This window comes from Stappia sp. (assembly GCF_965276915.1).
Taxonomy (GTDB): Bacteria; Pseudomonadota; Alphaproteobacteria; order Rhizobiales; family Stappiaceae; genus Stappia.
This window is the reverse complement of record NZ_OZ255709.1, coordinates 798,655-821,370: the sequence shown is the minus strand read 5'-3', so window position 1 is coordinate 821,370 and position 22,716 is coordinate 798,655. Positions and strand designations below refer to the sequence as shown.

The 22,716-nt window shown below is 67.7% G+C and carries 24 protein-coding genes; 17 read left to right on the top strand and 7 right to left on the bottom strand.

Annotated elements, in window-relative coordinates; translation table 11 throughout:
• Positions 1-7: 7 nt before the first annotated feature.
• On the bottom strand, positions 8-295 hold the full coding sequence (locus ACQY46_RS03805; RefSeq protein WP_428698977.1) for an ArsR/SmtB family transcription factor: 288 nt from the start codon (positions 293-295) through the stop codon (positions 8-10).
• 164 nt (positions 296-459) lie between these two features.
• On the opposite strand from ACQY46_RS03805, the gene ACQY46_RS03800 reads away from it, so the two are divergent.
• The 6 genes from ACQY46_RS03800 (at position 460) to ACQY46_RS03775 (ending at position 5,660) form a co-directional block, all read left to right on the top strand.
• Positions 460-885, top strand: coding sequence for a YeeE/YedE family protein (locus ACQY46_RS03800; RefSeq protein ID WP_428698976.1), 426 nt, complete (start codon positions 460-462; stop codon positions 883-885).
• Between the two features lie 8 nt (positions 886-893).
• Positions 894-1,340: a DUF6691 family protein gene (locus ACQY46_RS03795; protein WP_428698975.1), complete on the top strand. Its 447-nt coding sequence runs from the start codon at positions 894-896 to the stop codon at positions 1,338-1,340.
• A 50-nt stretch (positions 1,341-1,390) separates the two neighbouring features.
• The gene (locus ACQY46_RS03790) at positions 1,391-2,284 is read left to right on the top strand and encodes an MBL fold metallo-hydrolase (protein ID WP_428698974.1); all 894 of its coding nucleotides are present in this window, start codon (positions 1,391-1,393) and stop codon (positions 2,282-2,284) included.
• Positions 2,285-2,297: 13 nt separating this feature from the next.
• Positions 2,298-2,735: a TIGR01244 family sulfur transferase gene (locus ACQY46_RS03785; protein WP_428698973.1), complete on the top strand. Its 438-nt coding sequence runs from the start codon at positions 2,298-2,300 to the stop codon at positions 2,733-2,735.
• 68 nt (positions 2,736-2,803) lie between these two features.
• Positions 2,804-4,588 carry a SulP family inorganic anion transporter gene (locus tag ACQY46_RS03780; protein WP_428698972.1) on the top strand — a complete coding sequence of 595 codons (1,785 nt, stop codon included), beginning with the start codon at positions 2,804-2,806 and terminating at the stop codon, positions 4,586-4,588.
• Between the two features lie 7 nt (positions 4,589-4,595).
• On the top strand, positions 4,596-5,660 hold the full coding sequence (locus tag ACQY46_RS03775; RefSeq protein WP_428698971.1) for a hypothetical protein: 1,065 nt from the start codon (positions 4,596-4,598) through the stop codon (positions 5,658-5,660).
• Positions 5,661-5,696: 36 nt separating this feature from the next.
• Here the strand turns inward: ACQY46_RS03775 and ACQY46_RS03770 are convergent, their stop codons facing one another.
• Entirely contained in the window at positions 5,697-7,778 is a 2,082-nt protein-coding gene (locus ACQY46_RS03770; protein WP_428698970.1) for a putative bifunctional diguanylate cyclase/phosphodiesterase, read from the bottom strand.
• 258 nt (positions 7,779-8,036) lie between these two features.
• Between ACQY46_RS03770 and ACQY46_RS03765 the strand changes: the two genes are divergently transcribed.
• Positions 8,037-8,345, top strand: a complete 309-nt coding sequence (locus tag ACQY46_RS03765) for a septal ring lytic transglycosylase RlpA family protein (protein ID WP_428698969.1) — start codon at positions 8,037-8,039, stop codon at positions 8,343-8,345.
• Positions 8,346-8,671: 326 nt separating this feature from the next.
• On the opposite strand, the gene ACQY46_RS03760 is transcribed toward ACQY46_RS03765, so the two are convergent.
• On the bottom strand, positions 8,672-9,592 hold the full coding sequence (locus ACQY46_RS03760; protein ID WP_306027735.1) for a LysR substrate-binding domain-containing protein: 921 nt from the start codon (positions 9,590-9,592) through the stop codon (positions 8,672-8,674).
• 187 nt (positions 9,593-9,779) lie between these two features.
• Between ACQY46_RS03760 and ACQY46_RS03755 the strand changes: the two genes are divergently transcribed.
• The 3 genes from ACQY46_RS03755 to ACQY46_RS03745 all read left to right on the top strand — a co-directional run bounded on the left by ACQY46_RS03755 (position 9,780) and on the right by ACQY46_RS03745 (position 13,546).
• Entirely contained in the window at positions 9,780-11,003 is a 1,224-nt protein-coding gene (locus ACQY46_RS03755; protein ID WP_428698968.1) for an acyl-CoA dehydrogenase, read from the top strand.
• Positions 11,004-11,093: 90 nt separating this feature from the next.
• Positions 11,094-12,275, top strand: coding sequence for an NAD(P)/FAD-dependent oxidoreductase (locus ACQY46_RS03750; RefSeq protein ID WP_428698967.1), 1,182 nt, complete (start codon positions 11,094-11,096; stop codon positions 12,273-12,275).
• Positions 12,276-12,364: 89 nt separating this feature from the next.
• Entirely contained in the window at positions 12,365-13,546 is a 1,182-nt protein-coding gene (locus ACQY46_RS03745) for a pyridoxal-phosphate-dependent aminotransferase family protein (RefSeq protein WP_428698966.1), read from the top strand.
• 31 nt (positions 13,547-13,577) lie between these two features.
• Here the strand turns inward: ACQY46_RS03745 and pyrF are convergent, their stop codons facing one another.
• On the bottom strand, positions 13,578-14,333 hold the full coding sequence (gene pyrF / locus ACQY46_RS03740; protein ID WP_428698965.1) for an orotidine-5'-phosphate decarboxylase: 756 nt from the start codon (positions 14,331-14,333) through the stop codon (positions 13,578-13,580).
• A 190-nt stretch (positions 14,334-14,523) separates the two neighbouring features.
• On the opposite strand from pyrF, the gene hisB reads away from it, so the two are divergent.
• The 3 genes from hisB to hisH are packed head-to-tail and all read left to right on the top strand — an operon-like array spanning position 14,524 to position 16,386.
• Positions 14,524-15,117: an imidazoleglycerol-phosphate dehydratase HisB gene (gene hisB, locus ACQY46_RS03735; protein ID WP_428698964.1), complete on the top strand. Its 594-nt coding sequence runs from the start codon at positions 14,524-14,526 to the stop codon at positions 15,115-15,117.
• A gap of 33 nt (positions 15,118-15,150) precedes the next feature.
• Positions 15,151-15,687, top strand: coding sequence for a DUF2628 domain-containing protein (locus ACQY46_RS03730; RefSeq protein ID WP_428698963.1), 537 nt, complete (start codon positions 15,151-15,153; stop codon positions 15,685-15,687).
• Between the two features lie 48 nt (positions 15,688-15,735).
• Complete coding sequence (gene hisH, locus ACQY46_RS03725; RefSeq protein ID WP_428698962.1) at positions 15,736-16,386, top strand: imidazole glycerol phosphate synthase subunit HisH; 651 nt, start codon at positions 15,736-15,738, stop codon at positions 16,384-16,386.
• A 22-nt stretch (positions 16,387-16,408) separates the two neighbouring features.
• On the opposite strand, the gene ACQY46_RS03720 is transcribed toward hisH, so the two are convergent.
• The gene (locus ACQY46_RS03720; protein WP_428698961.1) at positions 16,409-16,690 is read right to left on the bottom strand and encodes a hypothetical protein; all 282 of its coding nucleotides are present in this window, start codon (positions 16,688-16,690) and stop codon (positions 16,409-16,411) included.
• Positions 16,691-17,039: 349 nt separating this feature from the next.
• Between ACQY46_RS03720 and hisA the strand changes: the two genes are divergently transcribed.
• The 4 genes from hisA (at position 17,040) to coaA (ending at position 20,091) form a co-directional block, all read left to right on the top strand.
• Positions 17,040-17,771, top strand: a complete 732-nt coding sequence (gene hisA / locus ACQY46_RS03715; protein WP_428698960.1) for a 1-(5-phosphoribosyl)-5-[(5-phosphoribosylamino)methylideneamino]imidazole-4-carboxamide isomerase — start codon at positions 17,040-17,042, stop codon at positions 17,769-17,771.
• Positions 17,772-17,870: 99 nt separating this feature from the next.
• The gene (gene hisF, locus ACQY46_RS03710) at positions 17,871-18,647 is read left to right on the top strand and encodes an imidazole glycerol phosphate synthase subunit HisF (RefSeq protein ID WP_428698959.1); all 777 of its coding nucleotides are present in this window, start codon (positions 17,871-17,873) and stop codon (positions 18,645-18,647) included.
• 34 nt (positions 18,648-18,681) lie between these two features.
• A complete protein-coding gene (locus ACQY46_RS03705; protein WP_428698958.1) occupies positions 18,682-19,005 on the top strand; it encodes a phosphoribosyl-ATP diphosphatase in 324 nt (107 codons plus the stop codon).
• Positions 19,006-19,125: 120 nt separating this feature from the next.
• Positions 19,126-20,091 (top strand): type I pantothenate kinase, encoded by a 966-nt coding sequence (gene coaA, locus ACQY46_RS03700; RefSeq protein ID WP_428698957.1) that lies wholly within the window; start codon positions 19,126-19,128, stop codon positions 20,089-20,091.
• Between the two features lie 28 nt (positions 20,092-20,119).
• Here coaA and ACQY46_RS03695 read toward each other — a convergent pair whose 3' ends face one another.
• Together ACQY46_RS03695 and accD are read right to left on the bottom strand one after the other, a co-directional pair.
• Positions 20,120-21,430 (bottom strand): bifunctional folylpolyglutamate synthase/dihydrofolate synthase, encoded by a 1,311-nt coding sequence (locus ACQY46_RS03695; RefSeq protein ID WP_428698956.1) that lies wholly within the window; start codon positions 21,428-21,430, stop codon positions 20,120-20,122.
• 265 nt (positions 21,431-21,695) lie between these two features.
• The gene (accD, locus tag ACQY46_RS03690) at positions 21,696-22,679 is read right to left on the bottom strand and encodes an acetyl-CoA carboxylase, carboxyltransferase subunit beta (protein ID WP_428698955.1); all 984 of its coding nucleotides are present in this window, start codon (positions 22,677-22,679) and stop codon (positions 21,696-21,698) included.
• Positions 22,680-22,716 lie beyond the last annotated feature (37 nt).

Here is a 22,716-nt window from a genome sequence, read left to right as displayed (position 1 = left end):
AAGAGCGTCAGGACGCCGGCGAGCAGTAGAGCCCGTGAAGCGTCTCCAGCAGGGCCCGGACCTTCTGGCTGGCAAGGCGGTAATAGACCGTCTGGCCGTCGCGGCGGGCATCGACGAACCCTTGCGCGCGCATGCGCGCCAGGTGCTGCGACAGCGCCGACTGGCTGAGGCCGACCCGCTGGGCCAGCACCCCGACCGAGCACTCGCCCGAAACGAGATGACACAGCACCATCAGACGGCGGGAATTCGCCATCGACGCCAGCAGGGCAGCCGCCTGATCGGCGTTATTTTCCATTTCCTGAATATTCATTCTTGCTAATTTAATTGATTCTCTTATATTGCCAATTCGATAAACCCCTTACGGGTCGGATGGTCGCAACTGTGCTTTAGTGCAATTGACAGGTTCCGCGACCCGTTGGTCCTCCCCCATCTCGAGACACCACCCCGCGAGACTGTCAGATGAATGACTTCACCCCCCTTTCCTCCACGGCCGGCGGCCTGCTGATCGGCCTTGCCGCGGTGCTGCTGATGGCCGGGCTTGGCCGCATCGCCGGCGTCGCCGGCATAGCCGGCAGCCTGCTGCCGCCTCTTTCGGCGGATCGGGGCTGGCGGGTCGCGTTTCTCGCCGGCATGGTCGCCGCCGCGCCGCTGCTTTACCTGGCCACGGGCCGAATGCCTGAGATCGAGGTGCCGGTGTCCCTGCCGATGCTTGCCATCGGCGGCCTGGCAGTGGGCATCGGTGTCTCCTTTGGCAATGGCTGCACCTCCGGCCACGGCGTGTGCGGCATTGCCCGCCTGTCGAAGCGCTCGCTCGCCGCAACCCTCGTCTTCATGACGACGACGGCGGCCACCGTCTTCGTGCTGCGCCACGTGGCGGGAGGCTGAGACCCTTGATGCGGATCGCACTTTCCTTCGCCGCCGGCCTCGTCTTCGGTGCCGGCATCCTGATCTCGGGCATGGCCAATCCGGCCAAGGTGCTGAACTTCTTCGACCTTGGCGGCATTGCCGCCGGCAGATGGGATCCGAGCCTCGCCTTCGTCATGGGCGGCGCGCTGCTTGTCACCGCGATCGGCTACCGGCTGGCGCTGCGGCGTCCCGCCCCGCTCGCGGAGAGGCGCTTCCACCTGCCGGACAAGACGGCGCTCGATGCGCGGCTCATCGGCGGCGCCGCCCTGTTCGGCATCGGCTGGGGCGTCACCGGCTTCTGCCCCGGCGGGGCGGTGCCGGCGCTCGGCCTCGGCCGTCTCGAACCTCTCGTCTTTGTCGCGACAATGTTCCTTGGCATGATCGCTGCTAGAAATTTCGAAAACCGCGCGGCCTCCCGCCCGCGAGCCGCCTGAGACAGCGCCGGCCGCACGGACCCCGACCGCGCCATCACGGAGCACCAGCCATGACCGACACGACCTATCCGATCGACCCGGCGACGAAGCCGGAGGTCACCGCCTTTTTCGATCCGCAGACCAACACGATATCCTATGTCGTCCAGGACCCGGGCTCGGATGCCTGCGCCGTCGTCGACAGCGTCATGGACATCGACTACGCCGCCGGCCGGATCTTCTTTGAATCGGCCGACCGGATCATCGCGCATATCCGGGAAAAGGGCCTCAGGCTCGAGTGGCTGATCGAGACCCATGTCCATGCCGACCACCTGTCGGGGGCGCCCTATATCCAGGAAAGGCTCGGCGGACGGATCGGCATCGGCGAGAATATCCGCATCGTCCAGGACACGTTCGGCAAGGTCTTCAACGAAGGCACCGAATTCCAGCGCGACGGCTCGCAATTCGATCACCTGTTCGGCGAGGGCGACACCTACAAGGTCGGCGGGATGACCTGCTTCGCCATGCACACGCCGGGCCACACGCCGGCCTGCATGACCCATGTGATGGGCGATGCGGCCTTTGTCGGCGACACGCTGTTCATGCCGGACGGCGGCACGGCGCGGGCCGACTTCCCCGGCGGCGATGCGGGCGAACTGTATCGCTCGATCCGCAAGGTGCTGGCATTGCCGCAGGACTTCCGCCTGTTCATGTGCCACGACTACGGCCCGAACGGCCGCGACATCCGCTGGGAAACCACGGTGGGCGAGGAGCGGGCGCACAACATCCACGCGCGCGACGGCGTCGCGGAAGAGGAATTCGTGGCCATGCGGACGGCGCGCGACGCGACGCTCGACATGCCGAAATTGATCATTCCCTCGATACAGGTCAACATGCGCGCCGGCAAACTGCCGCCCAAGGACGACAGCGGCAAGACCTTCCTCAAGGTGCCGGTCAACGGATTGTAAGGAACAGACAGAAATGCAAAGCGCCCGGGTCGACGACACGCTCACCGTCGCCTACCAGATCGAACCCGCCGATGTCGACGCGATCCGCGCGGCCGGCTTCGTCGCCATCATCAACAACCGGCCGGAAGGCGAGGCGCCCGACCAGCCGGGCGGCCACGAGATCGAGGCCGCCGCAACCGCCGCCGGCCTTGCCTACACGGCGCTGCCGCTTGGCCGCGACGGGATCAGGCCCGAGCTGATCGACGGCTTCCGCCAGGCAATGGACGCGGCCGGCGGCCCGGTCTTCGCCTTCTGCCGCACCGGCACGCGGTCGATCAACCTTTGGGCCCTGTCGCAGGCGGGTCGGCGCGACGCGTCCGAGATTGTCGGGCTTGCCGCCGATGCGGGCTACGACCTCACCGGGCTGGTGCCGATGCTGCAGCAACTGGCCGGCTCCAGGGCCGGCGGCTGACACAAAGCCCGGGCGGGCGCGGTCCCCGCGCCGTCCGCGCACCCCGGATCCGGCAGCGACACAACGACATGAAAAAACCCTCGTCCTACCTGCCGATCCTCGACTGGGGACGCAGCTACACGCGCGCCACGGCGACCGACGACCTTGTCGCCGCGGTGATCGTCACGATCATGCTGATCCCGCAGTCGCTCGCCTATGCGCTGCTCGCCGGGCTGCCGCCGGAGATCGGCCTTTATGCCTCGATCCTGCCGCTCGTCGCCTATGCCATCTTCGGCACGAGCCGGGCGCTCGCCGTCGGGCCGGTCGCCGTCGTCTCGCTGATGACCGCCTCGGCCGTCGGCGACATCGCCGCGCAGGGCACGCCGGAATATCTGGGCGCGGCAATCGCGCTCGCCGTCCTGTCCGGCCTGATGCTGGTGGCGATGGGCCTGCTCAGGCTCGGGTTTCTCGCCAATCTCCTCAGCCATCCGGTGATTTCCGGGTTCATCACGGCGAGCGGGCTGATCATCGCCGCCTCGCAGATCAAGCATCTCGCCGGCATCCAGGCCTCCGGGCACACGCTGGTGGAGATCGCCGGCGCCCTCGCCTCCCGGATCGGCGAGACCAACCCCTACACGCTGGCCGTCGGGCTTCCCGCCACCGCCTTCCTGTTCTGGGTGCGGAGCGGCCTGAAGCCGCTGCTGATCCGCGCCGGTCTTGGACCGCGCACCGCCGACATCATCGCCAAGTCGGGACCGGTGGCCGCCGTCGCCGCAACGACCGCCGCCGCCGGAATATTCGACCTCGGCGAAAAGGGCGTGAAGCTCGTCGGAGCGATCCCTTCCAGCCTGCCGGTGCCGGCGCTGCCGGGCTTCGACCCCGCACTGTGGTCGCAGCTTGCCGGCCCGGCGCTGCTGATCTCGGCGATCGGCTTCGTCGAATCCGTCTCCGTGGCGCAAACGCTGGCAGCCAAGAAGCGCCAGCGCATCGTTCCCGACCAGGAGCTAATCGGACTGGGCGCGGCCAATCTCGCCTCGGGCCTGTCCGGCGGCTATCCGGTGACCGGCGGCTTTGCCCGCTCGGTGGTCAATTTCGACGCGGGCGCGGCGACACCCGCCGCCGGCGCCTTCACCGCCGTCGGCATCGCGATGGCAACCCTCTTCCTGACGCCGCTGATCGCCAACCTGCCGCAGGCGACGCTGGCGGCGACGATCATCGTCGCGGTGCTGTCGCTGGTCGACTTCAAGGCGCTCGCCCGGGTGCATGCCTATTCGAAGAGCGACTTCACGGCGATGGCCGGCACCATCCTGGTGACGCTCGGCTTCGGCGTGGAAACCGGCGTCGTCACCGGCGTTGCCGTGTCGCTGGCGCTTTATCTCTACCGCAACTCGCGTCCGCACATGGCGATCGTCGGCATCGTGCCGGGCACCGAGCATTTCCGAAACGTCAACCGGCACAAGGTGATCACCGGCGACAGGGTGCTTTCCGTGCGCGTCGACGAGAGCCTGTTCTTCGCCAACAGCCGCTTTCTCGAGGACCGCCTGACCGAACTCGTCGCGGAGCGGCCGGCGCTCAAGCATGTGGTGCTGATGTGCCCGGCGGTGAACGAGATCGACGCTTCGGCGCTGGAAAGCCTGGAGGAGATCAACCGGCGACTGCTGGATGCGGGCGTCGGCTTCCATCTTTCCGAGGTGAAGGGACCGGTGATGGACCGGCTGCAGCGCACGGATTTCCTCAAGCACCTGAACGGCGAGGTGTTCCTGACCCAGTACGAGGCCTTTGCCGCGCTCGATCCGGACACCGCCCATATCGCCGAGGCGCGCAAGCCGCGCAAGGCGACCCGCGCCGATTTCTGGATCGGCCCGGAGATCTGAGGCGGCGATGACGGGGAACGCGGCCGGCTTCGAGGGGTGCGATGCGGCAAGCGGCCTCTCCTGGCGCTTCCGCCCGGCACCGCGTGCGGAGAGCGCCGACATCCTCGCCGTGGTCTTTTCGCAGATGCGGGTGCCGGAGGGCCGCTTCGGCCTGGAAAGGCTTTTCGCCAACACCCGCCACCCTTGCCTCTTTCTCAATTGCCCCGACCCGGTCTGGTATCTGGGCTGCGAGACGGCGGTCGACCGCGAGATCGCGCGTGCCATCAAGGCCACCGCGCCCCGGCGGATCGTCTATTACGGCGCCTCCAAGGGCGCACACGGGGCACTGGCAACGGCGCTGCGGCGCGGCGACGGCGAGGCGTTCGCCTTCGGTCCGGAGCTGGCGCTCGGACAGCCGGGCAGCCAGAGCGCCAGGGTCCTCGCGCCGGCAATGGCGAGCGCCCCCGACCTTGCCGGCCCGCTCGCGGAAGCGAAGGTTCCCGTGACGCTGGTCTTCGGCATTTTCGATCCGGTCGATGCGGGCGGGGCGGCAGCGCTTGCCGGCAGGTCGCTGCCGGAGGCGGTCCGCGTGTTGCGGCTCGCCTCGCCCCATGCCAGCCATGACCATCTCTACACGCTCAACATCGCGCGCAAGCTGATCGCCGGGTTCGACCGGGATCTTGCGGCGCTTTGCAGCGAGCGCGGCCTGATCGCAGCCGACACCGATGCGGAACTTGCAGGCTTCTCCGGCTTCGCATCGGCGCGGGCGACAGGACGGCTGACGGCGGACGCCATCGCGGCGGCGCGGCGCGATCCCCATCGCGCCCGCAATCCGGGCCATGCGCTGGAAGTGGCCCGGGCGCTCGCCGGTCTCGGCGCGCCGGTCGAAGCCGCGCAGGAACTCGCCCTGGCGCAGGCGGCGATCGATGCGAGCCCGGGCGCACGGGCCCTGCCCAAGCGCTGGCTCAAGACGTTCTGGCGGGAGCGGATCGCGGCCCTCAGGGCCGGCGGCGAGGATCGCGCGGCGGATGCGCTGGCACGGGAGGCCGGGCAGCGCTTCCCCACGGATGCCGGGTGGATGCAGGAAACGTGAGCCGGCGCGGTCCCCGGCCGCCGCGCGCCCGGGCCCTCAGCTCCAGGCCTGCGGCGGGGCGACGGCGTGCCCCTGGGCATAGGTCACGCCCAGGCCGCGCAGGATGTCGAGATGCAGCGGCTCGGTCACGTATTCGGCCACCGTCGGCAGGCCGAGCGCCTCTGCGAGGCCGACGATGCCGGACACCGCTGCCCGCTTGACGGGATCGCTGGCGAGGCCGGCGGTCAGCACCCTGTCGATCTTGATCAGATCGAAGGCATTGGCGCGCAGCTGGGTGAAGGAGGCAAAGCCCCGGCCGAAATGGTCGAGCGCGACCCGGCAGCCCCGGTCGCGCAGGTCGGACAGCAGGGCCCAGGCCTCCGGCTTGAGCCGGGCAAGCACGCTCTCGGACACTTCGAAGACGAGCAGCGACGGGATCGAGGCATGGTGCTCCAGCCGGTCCAGCAGCAGGCGCGCGAAGACCGGGCTGTGCAGCGATTCGGAGGAAAGATCGAGGCAGACCGGCATGTCGAGACCGGGCTCGGCGGTCTCCAACCGGGCCAGAACGGCGGACAGGACCAGCCGGTCGACCGCCCGCATCAGCCCGTGCCGCTCGGCCGTGGCACGGATCATCGACGGTCCGTGCAGACCGCCGTCGGCGCCGGCGAGCCGGGGCAGGACCTCGCGCATGGCGGGCGAGCCGGTGGCCAGGTCGATGACCGTCATCTGGTGAAGCAGGAACCCGTCCTCGGCAATCGCCTTTTCCACCGCCAGCAGATGGCGCATCTCCGCCTTGCGGTCCTCGCCGGAACGGTCCGCGCCGTCATGGGCAACGATCCTGTGACCGCCGGCGGCCTTCGCCTGCATGCAGGCGAAATCCGCCCATTGCAGCACCCGCCCGACGGTGACCGCCTGTTCCAGCCTGTCCCCGCCGTCCTGCCCGGCGAGGGGGGCGATCGTCGCCAGCCCGACGCTGGCGCTGCTGCGAAAGGTCATGCCCTCCCAGTTGAAGCGGTGCACCTCGAAGGCGGAGAGAAGGCGGTTGCAGATCGCATGGGCGGCGACCCCGTCCTCGGTGTCGATGATCAGGCCGAACTCGTCGCCGCCGATGCGCGCGACGCGAACATCCTCGCCGGCGAACTGAACGAGAATGCGGGCGATGTCCTGCAGAAACCGGTCGCCGGCACCGTGGCCGACAGTGTCATTGACCAGCTTGAAACTGTCGAGGTCGATGAAGACGACACTGAAGCCGGGGATCGCGCCGGCGCGGAAGGCGGCAACGCGCTGCTCCAGCCACTTCTCGAAGGCGCGGCGGTTGGCAATGCCGGTCAGGTCGTCCTGCAGGGTCAGCCGTTCCAGCCTGTCGGAGAGGCGGCGGGTCTCGGTGACATCGCGCAAGGTGACGACGGCGGCCTCGATCTCGCCGACCGAATTGCGGAACGGCTCGAGCCGGGCGCCCATGACCACCGAAGATCCGTCCGGCGCGGTGTCGTCGTAGTGATACTCGACCGTCTCGCCGGCAAGGCAGCGTTCGAGGCTCGGCAGGATTTCGTCGCGGAAGCGCTCCTCGCCGACCATGCCGATCAGCTCGAGGCCGCGGAACGTGTCGCGGGGGCGATCATGCCACCGGGCGTTGCTCTCGTTGGTGAGGATGTAGCGGAAGGACCGGTCGATGATCGAAAGACGGTCCGACATCTGGTTGATGACATTTTCGTAGAGGCGCAGCGCCTCCTCGGCCTGCTTGAGGTCGGTGATGTCGCGGCCATAGGCGGCGACCCCCAGAAGCATGCCGTCATCATCGTGAACGGGCTGATAGCGGACATCGAAGAACCGGCGGCCGGATCCCGGCACGTTCATCCAGTCCTGCAGGACGGCCGCCTCGCCGGCCAGCGCCCTGGCCAGATAGGGCTTGCGATGTTCGAAGGCCGGCGCGCCGGCAACTTCCTGCACGGTGCGGCCGATGGCCTGCTCGCGCGTGAAGCCACCGATGGCAGCGTAGGGTTCGTTTGCCTCGCGGATGATGTAGTCGGGCGAACAGAAGTAGATCGGGTCCTGCGACGCGGCAATAATCGCGGCGTGAAGATTGCCAGTCCATTCGCGCGATCCCGTCGCGCCGCCCCCCTTGCCTTTGTCGCTCATCGCGGATTTCCGTCGCGAATGGCGTTGCCGCCGCCTGCCCCGTGCCCAAAGCAAAGCCCCGAACAATACGGCGGAGATCCGGCCCCCGCCTTAACAAGGTCATAAAAAATGATCATGCCCCAATAGACTCGTCAATTGAGGGAGCCGTAGAGACGGACTCCGAAAATCTGTCAAGACTCCAAGTATGAGTGGCCTGAGATGATTCGCAAGCCTTGCCTATACGTAATTGCGGCAGTTTCTGCCTTAGCGGCACCGGCATTGGCAGCGGCCGAGTGCGGCGGTGCGTCCTGGTACGAACTGCGCGGCCGCACGGCGAGCGGCGCAATGGCCGATCCGGAAAAGATGACCGCGGCCCATCGCAAGCTGCCCTTCGGCACAAGGGTGACCGTCGAGAATCTCGCCAATGGCCGGTCGGTGACGCTGACCATCGTCGACCGCGGCCCGTTCGTGCGCGGCCGGGTGATCGACGTCTCGCGGCGGGCGGCGCGGGAGCTGAAGTTCATCAACAGGGGCGTGACGCGGGTGCGCGTCACCGTTGCCGGCAGAAAGGCGCCCGCCTGCGGGTGACAGCGTTGGTTCAACGCGAAATGACCGGTGTCCGGGAGATCGAGCAGGATGGAAGCGGCCGCGACGGAAAAATGGTCCTGACCGCAGGGAGGGAGGGGGGGAACCCCACGGTCAGGACCGCCGCATCTCCTTTACGAAGACAGTCAGATACCAGCAGGATTCGCGCGGGATGCAAACCCGAAATTTTGCCTTGCGTCCGAACGCCGCGAAACTTGCACGATCCCGCAGCCTCGCCCGCGCGGCTGCACGAGATCTCCCGTGCCTTGCGAAGGCTTCAGAATTCTCTTTATATTCAACGTCTTGACGCCGCCTCCCTCGCGCCCTGCTCAACCCGGTAGCCAGGCCCTGTCGCCATTGCCAGCGGCGGCCTCGGCCAGCAGCCAGTCCCGGAAGCGCGCCGCCACCGGCCGCAAGCCCCGGTTTTCCGGATAGACCAGGTGATAGGCGGACGGCAGCCGGAGAACCGTGTCGAACAACTGCACCAGGCGCCCGCTGGCCAGGTCCTCCGAGACGAAGAAGCGGGGCACGAGGGCCGCGCCCAGATCGTTGGCCGCGGCCTCCGCCATCATCACGAACTGCTCGAAACGCGGCCCCTGGAAGGCGAGATCCGTGTCGACGCCGGCGGCCTCGAACCATTGCCGCCAGGCAAGCGGCCTCGTCGACTGGTGCAGCCGCGTCAGGCCGGCGAGATCGGCCGGGCCTGAAATGCGATGGCGGGCGCGGAAGGACGGCGAGGACACCGCGACCACCTCCTCGCGAAACAGCGGTTCGGCCACCGCGCCGGCCCAGACCGGATCGCCGTAATGGATCGCCGCGTCGAAGGGCTCCTTGGCGAAGTCGAAGGGCCGCAGGCGCACGGCGATGTTGAAGCTCGCCGACGGGTGCGCCGCGATGAAGCCGGCGAGGCGCGGCGCCAGCCAGTGAGTGCCGAAGGACGGCAGGGTTGCAAGGTTGAGAACGTCCTCGTTGCCGGCGAAGGACATCACCTGCCGGGTGGCGGCGGTGAGGCTTTCCAGCGCGCCGCGCACATCGTGCAGATAAAGCCGGCCGGCATCGGTCAGCACGATGCGCTGGCGCACGCGCTTGAACAGCTCGACACCGAGACGCACCTCCAGATGACGCACCTGCTTCGACACCGCGCCCTGGGTCAGGTGCAGCTCCTCGGCAGCGCGGGTGAAGCTGCCATGCCGCGCCGCGCATTCGAAGGCGATCAGGCTGTCGGCGTGGGGAACGAAACCGCGTTTCAAAACCTATTCCATTCGCTCATGAAGTCGGGACAACATATCACTTTGCGCAAGCCTGCACAGGCCAGACACTTCGGCCTCGCGATCAACACCGGCCCGGGGCGGAAAACCGGGCTTTATGGCCAGGAATGACGGTGCGGCGGCGCGCTCCCGCGCCCCGCAAGCCAGGCCCGCCAGGAGGAGACAGAACATGACCGCACAGGCCGCAACCAAGCCGAAATCCGATCCGACCGGGGGTGGGCGGTTCGCCTGGGACGACCCGTTCCTGCTGCGCGACCAGCTCAACGAGGACGAGATCCTCATCATGGAAACGGCCCGCGCCTACGCCCAGGAAAAGCTGATGCCGCGCGTGCTCGAGGCCTACGGCCAGGAGCGCACCCATCGCGAGATCTTCAACGAGATGGGCGAGCTCGGCCTGATCGGCGTGACCCTGCCGGACGACTATGGCTGCGCCGGCGCCTCCTATGTCGCCTACGGCCTTGTCGCCCGCGAGATCGAGCGCGTCGACAGCGGCTTCCGCTCGATGAACTCGGTGCAGTCGTCGCTGGTGATGTATCCGATCTATGCCTATGGCAGCGAGGAACAGCGGCGCAAATACCTGCCGAAGCTCGCCTCGGGCGAATTCGTCGGCTGTTTCGGCCTGACCGAGCCGGATGCCGGCTCCGATCCCGGCGGCATGCGCACCCGCGCCGAGAAGATCGACGGCGGCTACCGGCTGAAGGGATCCAAGATGTGGATCTCCAATTCGCCGATCGCCGATGTCTTCGTCGTCTGGGCGAAGTCGGAGGCCCATGACGGGGCGATCCGCGGCTTCGTGCTGGACAAGGGCATGAAAGGCCTGTCGGCACCGAAGATCGGCGGCAAGCTGTCGCTTCGCGCCTCCGTCACCGGCGAGATCGTGATGGACAATGTCGAGGTCGGCGAGGACGCGCTGCTGCCCAACGTGTCCGGCCTGAAGGGCCCCTTCGGCTGCCTCAACCGGGCCCGCTACGGCATTTCCTGGGGCGCGCTGGGCGCCGCCGAGGACTGCTGGCACCGGGCGCGCAACTACGGGCTGGAGCGCAAGCAGTTCAACCGGCCGCTGGCCCAGACGCAGCTGTTCCAGAAGAAGCTCGCCGACATGCAGACGGAAATCGCGCTCGGCCTGCAGGGCTCCTTGCGCGTCGGCCGCCTGTTCGACGAGGGACGCGTGGCCCCCGAGATGATCTCCATCGTCAAGCGCAACAATTGCGGCAAGGCACTGGATATCGCCCGCCAGGCCCGCGACATGCACGGCGGCAACGGCATCCAGGAGGAGTATCACGTGATGCGCCACTCCCAGAACCTGGAGACGGTCAACACCTACGAGGGCACGCATGACGTCCATGCGCTGATCCTCGGCCGCGCCCAGACCGGCCTGCAGGCGTTCTTCTGATCGCACGCACTGACGCGGCTCCTCACGGGGCCGCGTCCCGCCCGGACCGGGCACGAGGCACCACCCGCTTTCGACAGGACGCGTTCAAACGTGACCGCCAGGAACCATGATGTCGTGATCGTCGGCGGCGCGGTGATGGGTTCCTCCATCGCCTGCCACCTCGCCATGGACCCGGACTTTGCCGGCTCCGTGCTCGTCGTCGAGAAGGACCCGTCCTACCGGGCCTGCGCCTCGGCGCTGTCGGCGGCCTCGATCCGCCAGCAGTTCTCCGATCCGACCAACATCGCCATCTCGCTCTACGGCATCGACTTCCTGCGCGAGATCGGCACGCGGCTTGCCACCGGCGACGAGCGCCCGGCGATCGACCTGCACGAGGGCGGCTACCTGTTCCTGGCGACGCCGGACAAGCGGCCGATCCTGGAGGAGAACCACGCGCTGCAGACCCGCATGGGCGCCGATATCGCCTTCCTGGAGCCGCACGAGCTTGCCAACCGCTTCCCCTGGCTGAACGTCGAGGACATCGCCGCCGGCTGCTGGGGTCGCACGGGCGAGGGCTGGTTCGACGGCTACGGGCTGATGCAGGCCTTCCGCAAGAAGGCCCGCGCGCTCGGCGTGCCCTATCAGGCGGCCGAAGTGACGCTGGCGGCGCGCGAGGGCGAGGGCTTCCGCCTGACGCTCTCGGACGGCGAGGAGATCTCCTGCGGGCGGCTCGTCAACGCGGCCGGCGCCAGCGGCGCGGCGCGGCTTGCCGGCCAGCTCGGCGTCGCCCTGCCGGTCGAAAGCCGCAAACGGATGATTTTCACCTTCAACTGCCGCGAGGCGGTCTCCGGCTGTCCGCTGCTGATCGACCCGAGCGGCACCTATGTGCGCCCGGAAGGGGCCGGCTTCCTGTGCGGATCGGCACCGCCGGAGGAGCGCGATCGCGAAAGCTGCGATTTCGACGTCGAGCACGACTTCTTCGACGAGCACCTGTGGCCGACACTGGCCGCGCGGGTGCCCGCCTTCGAGGCGATCAGGCCGGGCCAGGCCTGGGCCGGGCACTACGACATGAACCTGTTCGACCACAATGCCATTCTCGGCCCGGTCGAGGCGGTTCCCGGCCTGTTTTTGTGCGCCGGCTTTTCCGGGCACGGGCTGCAGCAGGCGCCGGCGGTCGGACGCGGCATCGCGGAACTGGTTACGCACGGGCGCTACCGGTCACTCGATCTGACACCTTTCGCTTTCGCGCGCATTGCGCAAAACCGCCCGGTGTTGGAAAAGAACGTGGTCTGAGACTTTCCTCAGACGCGCCATCTCCCCTGGACCGGGCTGCGCCGGCTCGCGCGCTCCGGTCCTCCCCCAAGAGCTGCCCAGAGGTTTCCATGACGCTCGCCAAAGGTCGCGAATTCCTGATGATCCCCGGCCCGACCAACGTGCCGGACGAGGTGCTCAGGGCCATGCACCGGCCGGCCATCGACATTTATGACGGCGCCCTTCTCGTCGTTACCGACACCTGCATGGCCGACCTGAAGACGGTGTTCGGCACGGCAGGCATGCCGTTCATCTATGCCGCCAACGGGCACGGCGCCTGGGAGGCGGCGCTTTCCAACACGCTGTCGCGCGGCGACAAGGTGCTGGTGCTCGATTCGGGCCGCTTCGCCCGCGGCTGGGGCGAGATGGCGACCAAGCTCGGTCTCGAGGTCGAGGTGCTTGCAGGTGACTGGCGCCGTGCGGTCGATCCGCAGGCGGTGACGGCGCGGCTTGCAACTGATACCGGCGGCGAGATCAAGGCGGTGCTGGTGGTGCAGGTCGACACGGCCTCGGGCGTGATCAACGACATTCCGGCGCTGCGGCGCGCGATCGACGCCGCCGGCCATGGCGCGCTGTTCATGGTCGACACGATCGCCTCGCTCGGCTGCGTGCCTTACGAGATGGACGCGTGGGGCGTGGATCTCACGGTCACCGGCGCGCAAAAGGGCCTGATGACGCCGCCGGGCCTTGCCTTTGTCGCCGCCGGCGCGAAGGCGATGGCCGCTCATGAAAGCGCCGATCTCGTCACGTTCTACTGGGACTGGACCTTCCGCCAGGGCTCCGAGCACTACCAGAAATATTGCGGCACGCCGCCCGAGCACCTGCTCTACGCGTTCCGCCAGGCGCTCGACATCCTGCTCGGCGAAGGGCTCGAGGCCGCGCATCTGCGCCACGCGCTGCTCGCCGGCGCAGTGCGCGCCTGCCTCACGGCCTGGGCCGAAGGCGGCGCGATGGAGTTCAACATCCTCGACCCGCGGGAACGCTCCGACTCGGTGACGGTGATGCGCACCCCCGGCTTCGACCCGAAGGCGCTGAAGACCTTCTGCCAGGAGACCTGCGGCGTGACCATCGGCGGCACGATCGGCGAGATCGCCGGCCAGGGCTTCCGCATCGGCCATATGGGCCATGTCAACGCGCCGATGGTGCTCGGTACGCTGGGCGCGATGGAACTGGGGCTTGCCGCGCTGAAGATCCCGCACGGGCGCGGCGGGCTGCAGGCGGCGATCGACCACCTCGCCGCCGCCCTCGGCTGAGGCCGGCGGCGCGCCGGTTCAGTCCGGTCCGTCAGAGCGCCGCGTCGATCTCCGCGACGATCGCCTCGGCGGCGGCGCGCGGATCGGGCGCCTGCACCACCGGCCGGGCGACGACGATATAGTCGGCGCCGGCGCGGATCGCATCGCCCGGCGTCATGATGCGTTTCTGGTCGCCCGCCTCTGAGCCGGCGGGGCGGATGCCCGGCGTCACGGTGACGAGCGAGGGGCCGACCGCCTCGCGCAGGGCGCCGACCTCGTGCGGCGAGCAGACGATGCCGCCCATCCCTGCCAGCCGCGCATCGGCGGCGCGTTCCCGCACCAGATCCCCGACGCTGCCGGCATAGCCCGCGTCATGCAGGTCGTCCTCGTCCATCGAGGTCAGCACGGTGACCCCGAGCAGGCAGAGATCGCCGCCGGCCGCCTCAAGTCCGGCCACGGCGGCACGCATCGCCTTGGGATAGGCATGAATGGTGACGAAGCGCATGCCCATGCGGGCGATGTTCTCCACCCCCTTCATCACCGTGTTGTCGATGTCGAGCAGCTTGACGTCGAGAAAGATGCTGTGGCCCTCGCGGGCAAGCTCGCCGGCAAAGGCCAGGCCGCCGGCGAATTGCAGCTGCATGCCGATCTTGTAGGTGCCGACCGCCCCCTTCGTGCGCTCGACGATGGCGCGCGCCTCCTCGACCGTCGGCACATCGAGGCCGACCATCAGGCGGTCGCGCGCTGTCGCCGGCGCGAAGCGGGACGGGATACGTTCGAGTGTCTCGGTCTGCGGGTCCGGCTGCATGGCGGGCTGTCTCCGGTTGCGGTTGATGTCTGGCGTTTTCTCCTCATACCCAAGCAGCGGCCAAATGGCCAGAACGGGGCGATGCGCGGTATTTCATTGCGGCAAGCCTCCTGTTACAAGGCGTGGCTGCCCGAGCAGACTTGGCCGGCGCCCTTCCCGGGCCGGCGCGACACGAAGGACATGGCCGCCCATGCGCAACGCGACGATCTCGCGCACGACCAGGGAAACCGACATCAGCGTCACCGTCGCCCTCGACGGAACCGGCGCCTATGCGGTCCAGACCGGCATCGGCTTTCTCGACCACATGCTGGAGCAGCTCGCCCGGCATTCGCTGATCGACATCACGGTCAAGGCGACGGGCGACACGCATATCGACTTCCACCACACGGCGGAGGATGTCGGCATCGCGCTCGGGCAGGCCTTGAAAAAGGCGCTCGGCGACATGACCGGCATCACCCGCTACGCGGACTGCCATCTCGCCATGGACGAGGCGCTGACGCGCTGCGCGCTGGATGTGTCCGGACGGCCGTTCCTGGTCTGGGATGTCGCCTTCCCGCGCGACAAGGTCGGCGATTTCGACACGGAGCTGTTCGAGGAATTCTTCCGCGCCTTCGCGATGAATGCCGGGATCACGCTGCATGTCGCCAATCTGGCCGGCACCAACTGCCACCACATCGCCGAGACCTGCTTCAAGGCAGTGGCGCGGGCGCTGCGCACGGCGATCGAACCGGACCCGCGCCAGGCGGGCCGGGTGCCCTCGACCAAGGGCCAGCTCGGCGGCTGAGGCCGCCACCCGCCAGGGGGCAGGGAGGACGCGATGTCGGTTTACATGGTTTTGATCCCGCCTGGCGCACAGCTGGAGGCGATGCGGCTGCGCGATCTCGACCGCACGGTCCTGATCAAGGACGGCTTCTGCTGGCCGGCGCTGTTCTTCTCGCTGCCCTGGCTGCTGGTGCGACGGCTGTGGCTGGTGCTGGTCGTCTATCTGGTCGCCGGATTGCTGCTCGAGGCCGGGGCGCGGCTGGCGGGCGGCCCCGCGCCGGGCGTTGCCGCCGTCCTCTTTGCCCTGTTCTTCGCGCTGGAGGCCAACGGGCTGCGCCGCTGGACGCTGGAACGGCGCGGCTGGCGGCAGGTCGCGACCATCGAGGCGCGCAACGCGGTCGAGGCCGAGCAACGCTTCTTCTCTCGGCTGTCCGCCTCCGCGGGCGGCCAGCCGGCCGACACCGGCGAGGCGGCGTCTGAACATGCGCCGGCGCCAGACGTCCGTTCGGCGCAGGCATCGGCCCGCGGGCTGGTGCCGAGGATCGGCGGCGAACGCGTCGTCGGCCTCAGCCTCGGCCCGGCACAGGGCTGAGGCTGCCCACCTGACCCAGTTATCCTTGCGCCACGGAATTCTCGCATCATGCTGATCGCCATCATCGACTACGGATCCGGCAACCTGCGCTCGGCGCAAAAGGCGTTCGAGCGCGCGGCCCATGCCCACGCCCGCAAGCCGCAGGTGCGGGTGACGGCCGATCCGGACGTGGTGGCGCGCGCCGACAAGGTGGTGCTGCCGGGCGTCGGCGCCTTCGCCGACTGCCGGCGCGGGCTCGCCGCCGTCGACGGCATGACCGAGGCGCTGCTTGACGCCGTCGAGGCAAGGGCCCGGCCGTTCTTCGGCATCTGCGTCGGCATGCAGCTGATGGCGGCGCGCGGGCTCGAATTCGAGACGACGCAAGGCTTCGGCTGGATCCCCGGCGACGTCACCGCGATCACGCCGGACGATCCGGCGCTGAAGATCCCGCATATGGGCTGGAACACCATCCGGCTGGCGCGCGAACACGCGCTCTTTGCCGGCATCGAAACAGGGGACGACGGCCTGCACGCCTATTTCGTCCATTCCTACCACCTGAAGGCGGCCGACCCGTCACATGTGCTGGCCACCGCCGACTATGGCGGGGAGATCACCGCCGTGGTCAGCCGCGACAACATGGTGGGCACCCAGTTCCACCCGGAAAAGAGCCAGCGGCTCGGCCTTGCGCTGATCGCCAATTTCCTCGACTGGGCGCCGTAAGGTGCCCAGTCGTGCAATCGTACTAGACGCCGAAGTCCAGTTGCGTCTCACTATGCGTGGGTAGAACGCGATACTTTGGTTTACTGTGAACAGGATGAATACGTGAGGCCAAAATTGGATCTTGTGCCGTCAGTCTCACATGCGCCACTTTGACAGCATCAGGATGCGCTTGGCCCTGCCACACTTCGTACAAACGTCGAGGATCGACATCAAAGCGCGATGCCAGTTCTCTTATCTTCTCACCTTTCCAGCGAGACAGGGTGACCTCAACGGCTTCATCAAACGTCAATCTTCCGTCTGCCATCGTTCAAGGCTCCTTTGAGCAAGCCTCGGCATAGGTTCAAAGAGCAATTTGGCAGGTTGACGTGCACCGCCTTTCGTGATTCCGTCTTCCTGCATCACCAAGTGCAATGTCCATATCTGCCGAGGCAATTTGGACAAGAAGAGCCGGGGGCCGAATCCCGGCTCTTCTTTTGGACCGCGTCGATTCGTAACCTCTTTTACGCTGCGTAATCAAGAGGCTCACGGCAGCAGTTCCCATTCTGTTCTCCTTCACTGGGGTGATGATCTAGAATCATAACGAAAAATCAGAATGTTAACCGCTAAGCTGACGCTGCTGCGTGTACGTCATTTGGCAATTCCGGACTTCTCACATGCCCATTCTCTTTCCCGCCATCGACCTGAAGGGTGGCCAGTGCGTGCGCCTGAAGCTTGGCGACATGGCGCAGGCGACCGTCTTCAACGACGATCCCGCCGACCAGGCGCTGAGCTTCCAGAACCAGGGTTTCAGCTATCTGCATGTGGTCGATCTCGACGGCGCCTTTGCCGGTGAAAGCCGCAACGGGGCAGCGGTCGACGCGATCCTTGCCGCGACGACCAATCCGGTGCAGCTCGGCGGCGGCATCCGCAGCCTTGCGCATGTGGAAGCCTGGCTCGCCAAAGGCATCGCCCGGGTGATCCTGGGCACCGTGGCGGTGCGCGACCCCGAACTGGTCAAGGCGGCCTGCAGGGCCTTTCCGGGCAAGGTCGCCGTCGGCATCGACGCGCGCGGCGGCAAGGTGGCGGTCGAGGGCTGGGCGGAAACCTCGGAACTCTCCGCCGTCGACCTGGCGCGCCGCTTCGAGGACGCGGGCGTCGCCGCGATCATCTACACCGACATCGACCGCGACGGGGTGCTGGCCGGCATCAACTGGGACGGCACGCTGGCGCTCGCCGAGGCGACCTCGATCCCGGTGATCGCCTCCGGCGGGCTCGCCTCCATCGACGATGTCAGGCGGCTCGCGGAACCGGATTGCGCGCGGCTCGAAGGCGCGATCTCGGGGCGGGCGCTCTATGACGGGCGGCTCGATCCGGCGGAGGCGCTGAAGGTGCTTGCCGCCGGGTGAGGCGCCAGCCGGCGGGCATCTGAGATGCTTTCCCGACTTTGCACCGGGGGCAAGGGCCTGTATGCTGCGCCTGCGAAATAGGCTGGAAACCCTGCCAAGATGTTGAAAGCACGTGTTATTCCCTGTCTGGACGTGAAGGACGGCCGCGTCGTCAAGGGCGTGAACTTCGTCGATCTGGTGGATGCGGGCGACCCCGTCGAGGCCGCCAAGGCCTATGATGCGGCCGGCGCCGACGAGCTCTGCTTTCTCGACATCACCGCAAGCCACGAGAACCGCGACACGATCTTCGACGTGGTCCGGCGCACGGCCGAGGCCTGCTTCATGCCGCTCACCGTGGGCGGCGGCGTGCGCAAGGTCGAGGACATCCGCAAGCTGCTGGTGGCCGGTGCCGACAAGGTGTCGATCAACACGGCAGCGGTAAGGAACCCTGACTTCATCCGCGAGGCGGCGGAAAAATTCGGCGCGCAATGCATCGTCGTCTCGATCGACGCCAAGCAGGTCAACGCGCCGGGCGAGCCGGAGCGCTTCGAGATCTTCACCCATGGGGGACGCGAGGCGACCGGCATCGATGCGGTCGCCTTCGCACGCACCGCGGTCGAGCTCGGCGCGGGCGAGTTGCTCGTCACCTCGATGGACCGCGACGGAACCCGGCTCGGCTTCAACCTGGCGCTGACGCGCGCCATTGCCGACGCGGTGCCGGTGCCGGTGATCGCCTCCGGCGGCGTCGGCACGCTCGACCATCTCGTCGAGGGCGTGCGCGAGGGCCATGCGACGGCAGTGCTCGCCGCCTCGATCTTCCATTTCGGGACGCACACGATCCGCGAGGCCAAGACCCACATGGCGCGCGCCGGCATCCCGATGCGGCTCGACGCCTGATGCGCACCCGCGCGAGAAAGACAGTTTCAGACCAATGACCGGCTTCACTCTTTCCGATCTGGACCGCATTATCGAGGCGCGCGCGACAAGCGGCGACCCCGGCTCCTACACGCGCAAGCTGATCGACAAGGGCGTGCCCAAGATCGCGCAGAAGGTCGGCGAGGAAGGGGTCGAGGCGGCCATCGCCGCCGTCATGGGCGACAATGACGGCCTCACCGGCGAGGCCGCGGACCTGCTCTATCACCTGCTGGTGCTGCTCCGCGCCCGCGAGGTCCCGCTTTCGGCGGTGATGGGCGAACTGGAGCGGCGCACGGCGCAGAGCGGACTGCAGGAAAAGGCGTCGCGCACGGACCGGTGACCGGATCCCGCGCGGGTGCTTGAAAACAAGACGATCGACGGCGACGCGTCCGATGAACGGGCGGGGCCGGTCGGTCCGGACGGGTCGGGAGCCCGGCGGGATCGGGATAGCTTGGTCACGATGGAACACAGTCTGAACCGGGTCGCCGAAGACGATCTGTCGCCCTACCGGGTGTTCACCGAGGCCGAATGGGCAAAGCTCAGGGCCGACACGCCGATGACGCTGACGGGCACGGAAGTGCGGCGGCTGCAGTCGCTCAACGATCCGGTCTCGATCGCCCAGGTGGAATCGATCCTGCTGCCGCTGTCCAGGCTGCTTGCCTATTATGTCGAGGCAACACAGCAGCTGCACCGCGCGACGAGCCGGTTCCTCGGCAGCAACGACGTCAAGAACCCCTTCGTCATCGGCATCGCCGGGTCGGTGGCGGTGGGCAAGTCGACGACGGCGCGCCTGCTGCAGGCGCTCCTGGCGCGCTGGCCGGCGAGCCCCAAGGTCGACCTCGTCACCACCGACGGCTTCCTCTATCCGAACGCGGTGCTGGAGGCGGAAGGGCTGATGCGGCGCAAGGGCTTTCCGGAAAGCTACGACCGGGCAACGCTGCTGAAGTTCCTGTCCGACCTGAAGGCGGGCCGACGGCATGTCGCCGCGCCGGTCTATTCCCACTTCTACTATGACGTGATGCCCGGCCAGTACGTGACGGTCGACCGGCCGGACATCCTCATTCTCGAAGGGCTCAACGTGCTGCAGACGACGAACCTGCCGCGCGACGGCAAGGAAGTCCCCTTCGTCTCCGATTTCTTCGATTTCTCGATCTACATCGATGCCGACGAGGACGTGCTGCACGACTGGTACGTGTCGCGCTTCATGCGGCTGCGGGAGACCGCCTTCCGCGACCCCGGCTCCTATTTCAACAAGTATTCGAAGGTCTCCGACGCGGAGGCGCTGGAGATCGCCGAGAGCCTGTGGAGCGAGATCAACCTGGTCAACCTGCACGAGAACATCCAGCCGACCCGGCCGCGCGCGGATCTGATCCTGCGCAAGGCCGACACGCATGCGATCAACGAGGTGCGGCTGAGGAAGCTGTGAGGCGCGGCGGGCCTCGTCGGCGCGTGAATCAGGCCGGCTTCATGCCGTTGCGCGCCAGCACCTCGCCGGCGAGATAGAGCGAACCGCAGACGAGCACGCGCGGCGGCACGTCGTCGGCGGCGGATCTTTCCCGGACATGCTCAAGCGCCGCCACCAGCGAGGCGAAGGCACCGGCCGCAAGCCCCGCCTCGCGCGCCGAGCCGGCCAGGCTCTCCGGATCGCGGCCGGCGTCGGTCGTGGTCAGCGGCACGCAGGCCACCTCGCGGGCAAGGTCCGCGAAGGGGCGGAAGAAGCCGACCGGATCCTTGGTCTTCAGCATCCCCGCAACAAGGTAGAACGGACGCGGGTGCTGCTCCTCGCGCTCGCCCATCACCTCGGCGATGGCGATGGCCGCGCCCGGATTGTGACCGCCGTCCAGCCAGAGCTCGGTGCCCGGCGCGCAGAGCTCAAGCAGCGGGCCCTGGCGGAGCGGCTGCATGCGCCCGGGCCAGTCGACGCCGACAAGGCCGCGCCCGATGGCCTCGGCATCCGGCAGGCGGCCGGCGGCGCGCAGCGAGGCGATCGCCATCGCCGCGTTGACGATCTGGTGACGGCCGAAAAGGCGCGGGTGCGGCAGGTCGAGCAGCCCGCTCTCGTCCTGGTAGACGAGGCGGCCGTTTTCCTCCCACGCGGTGAAATCCTCGCCAAAGACCACGGGGCGGGCGCCGCGCTCGCGGGCGACACGCCCGATCGCCGCCATCGCCTCGTCGGGTTGCGGCGCGATCACCGCCGGGCAGCCGGGCTTGAGGATCCCGGCCTTTTCGACCGCGATCGCTTCAAGGGTTTCGCCGAGATAGCGCTCGTGGTCCATCGACAGGGGGGTGATCGTCGCGGCAAGCGGAGCGTCGACGACATTGGTTGCGTCAAGCCGCCCGCCAAGCCCGACCTCCAGCAGCAGCACGTCGGCCGGCTCCTCGGCAAAGAGCAAGAGCGCCGCTGCCGTGGTGACCTCGAAGAAGGTGATCTCGGCCCCGGCATTGGCCTGTTCGCAGATATCGAGCGCCTCAATCAGCCGCGCATCGGTGACGAGGCGGCCGGCAAGGCGGATGCGCTCGTTGAAGGCGACGAGATGGGGCGAGGTATAGACATGCACCCTGAGGCCGGAAGCCTCCAGGATCGAGCGCATGAAGGCGGTGGTCGAGCCCTTGCCGTTGGTGCCGGCAATATGGATGACCGGCGGCAAGCGGTCCTGCGGCCGGCCGAGCGCCGCAAGCAGGCGCTCCATGCGGCCGAGCGACAGGTCGATCTCGCGCGGATGCAGCGCCAGAAGTCGGTCGAGGATCGCGGTTACCTGGTCCATTCAAATGCCTGTCGCCGTAAACCAACGGACCCATCAGCCCGTGCCGAGCAAGGATCCAGATGCTGATCGACTTCCTGTGCCCGCCAAGGCCCCTCCGTGCAGGGCAGTCGCGCCGGCCACCGCAAGGTGGCTCTCCGCGCCCCGGACGGTTCACATCGTTATGGAGCGTGCCGCATCTTCGCAAGCGCCCCGGGGCCGGCACGGCGCGCGGCGTCGCCCCTGCGACAGGCGGCTGCCGCTTTTGCGGCGCGGCGCGCGGGCCCGCTCAGCTGCCGCGGGACGCAGTCTCCTCGCCGGCGCCGTCGCCCGAGGGCTTTGCCACCGCCTCGGACGCGGGCTTTTCCGCCGCGTCCCCGTCCTGCGGCAGGTCGAGTTCAGCATCGCCCGGCAGCTGCACTTCCGCCTTGGTCAGGATCGAGCAGATCCTGGCAATGGTTTCGGGCAGCTGGTGGCGATGCACGACCATGTCGATCATGCCGTGGTCGAGGAGATACTCGGAGCGCTGGAAGCCTTCGGGCAGCTTCTCGCGGATCGTCTGCTCGATCACCCGGGGACCGGCGAAGCCGATCAGGGCGCCCGGCTCGGCGATATGCACATCGCCCAGCATCGCATAGGACGCCGTGACGCCGCCGGTCGTGGGATTGGTGAAGACGACGATGAAGGGCAGGCCCGCCTCGCGCATCATCTGCACGCCGATGGTGGTGCGCGGCATCTGCATCAGGGACAGGATGCCTTCCTGCATGCGCGCGCCGCCGGAGGCGACAAAGAGAACGAAGGGCGTGCCGCGCTCGACGGCGGTCTCAAGGCCCTTCAGCACCGCCTCGCCGGCGGCCATGCCGAGCGAACCGCCCATGAAGGCGAAGTCCTGCACCGCGGCGGTGACATCCATGCCCCGGAGCTTGCCCGTGGCGACCGTCACGGCGTCGTCGAGACCGGTCTTGGCGCGGGCATCGCGCATCCGGTCCGTGTAGCGCTTCTCGTCGCGGAATTTGAGCGGATCGGCCGTCACTTCCGGCGTCTTCACCTTGTCGAAGGTGCCGCCGTCGAAAAACAGCTCCAGCCGCTTCTTGCCGGAGATGCGCATGTGGTGACCGGAATTGGGCACCACCCACTGGTTGGCTTCAAGGTCGCGGTGGAAGACCATCTCGCCGGTCTCGGGACACTTGATCCAGAGGTTTTCCGGCACGTCCCGCTTCTGCTGAAGCAGGCCGCGGATCTTCGGGCGGACAACGTTGTTGATCCAGTTCAAGGCGAATACCGTCCGTTGTTAGCGTTCATTCAACATC

Excerpts from the sequence above, each read along its gene's own strand:
- ACQY46_RS03720 (WP_428698961.1), bottom strand. The coding sequence starts at position 16,690 with ATGGCAGACGGAAGATTGACGTTTGATGAAGCCGTTGAGGTCACCCTG.
- ACQY46_RS03780 (WP_428698972.1), top strand. The coding sequence starts at position 2,804 with ATGAAAAAACCCTCGTCCTACCTGCCGATCCTCGACTGGGGACGCAGC.
- hisB (WP_428698964.1), top strand. The coding sequence starts at position 14,524 with ATGCGCAACGCGACGATCTCGCGCACGACCAGGGAAACCGACATCAGC.
- ACQY46_RS03795 (WP_428698975.1), top strand. The coding sequence starts at position 894 with ATGCGGATCGCACTTTCCTTCGCCGCCGGCCTCGTCTTCGGTGCCGGC.
- ACQY46_RS03695 (WP_428698956.1), bottom strand. The coding sequence starts at position 21,430 with ATGGACCAGGTAACCGCGATCCTCGACCGACTTCTGGCGCTGCATCCG.
- ACQY46_RS03705 (WP_428698958.1), top strand. The coding sequence starts at position 18,682 with ATGACCGGCTTCACTCTTTCCGATCTGGACCGCATTATCGAGGCGCGC.
- ACQY46_RS03745 (WP_428698966.1), top strand. The coding sequence starts at position 12,365 with ATGACGCTCGCCAAAGGTCGCGAATTCCTGATGATCCCCGGCCCGACC.
- ACQY46_RS03805 (WP_428698977.1), bottom strand. The coding sequence starts at position 295 with ATGGAAAATAACGCCGATCAGGCGGCTGCCCTGCTGGCGTCGATGGCG.
- coaA (WP_428698957.1), top strand. The coding sequence starts at position 19,126 with ATGGAACACAGTCTGAACCGGGTCGCCGAAGACGATCTGTCGCCCTAC.
- hisA (WP_428698960.1), top strand. The coding sequence starts at position 17,040 with ATGCCCATTCTCTTTCCCGCCATCGACCTGAAGGGTGGCCAGTGCGTG.
- hisF (WP_428698959.1), top strand. The coding sequence starts at position 17,871 with ATGTTGAAAGCACGTGTTATTCCCTGTCTGGACGTGAAGGACGGCCGC.
- hisH (WP_428698962.1), top strand. The coding sequence starts at position 15,736 with ATGCTGATCGCCATCATCGACTACGGATCCGGCAACCTGCGCTCGGCG.
- ACQY46_RS03790 (WP_428698974.1), top strand. The coding sequence starts at position 1,391 with ATGACCGACACGACCTATCCGATCGACCCGGCGACGAAGCCGGAGGTC.
- ACQY46_RS03785 (WP_428698973.1), top strand. The coding sequence starts at position 2,298 with ATGCAAAGCGCCCGGGTCGACGACACGCTCACCGTCGCCTACCAGATC.
- ACQY46_RS03775 (WP_428698971.1), top strand. The coding sequence starts at position 4,596 with ATGACGGGGAACGCGGCCGGCTTCGAGGGGTGCGATGCGGCAAGCGGC.
- ACQY46_RS03770 (WP_428698970.1), bottom strand. The coding sequence starts at position 7,778 with ATGAGCGACAAAGGCAAGGGGGGCGGCGCGACGGGATCGCGCGAATGG.
- pyrF (WP_428698965.1), bottom strand. The coding sequence starts at position 14,333 with ATGCAGCCGGACCCGCAGACCGAGACACTCGAACGTATCCCGTCCCGC.
- ACQY46_RS03730 (WP_428698963.1), top strand. The coding sequence starts at position 15,151 with ATGTCGGTTTACATGGTTTTGATCCCGCCTGGCGCACAGCTGGAGGCG.
- ACQY46_RS03800 (WP_428698976.1), top strand. The coding sequence starts at position 460 with ATGAATGACTTCACCCCCCTTTCCTCCACGGCCGGCGGCCTGCTGATC.
- ACQY46_RS03755 (WP_428698968.1), top strand. The coding sequence starts at position 9,780 with ATGACCGCACAGGCCGCAACCAAGCCGAAATCCGATCCGACCGGGGGT.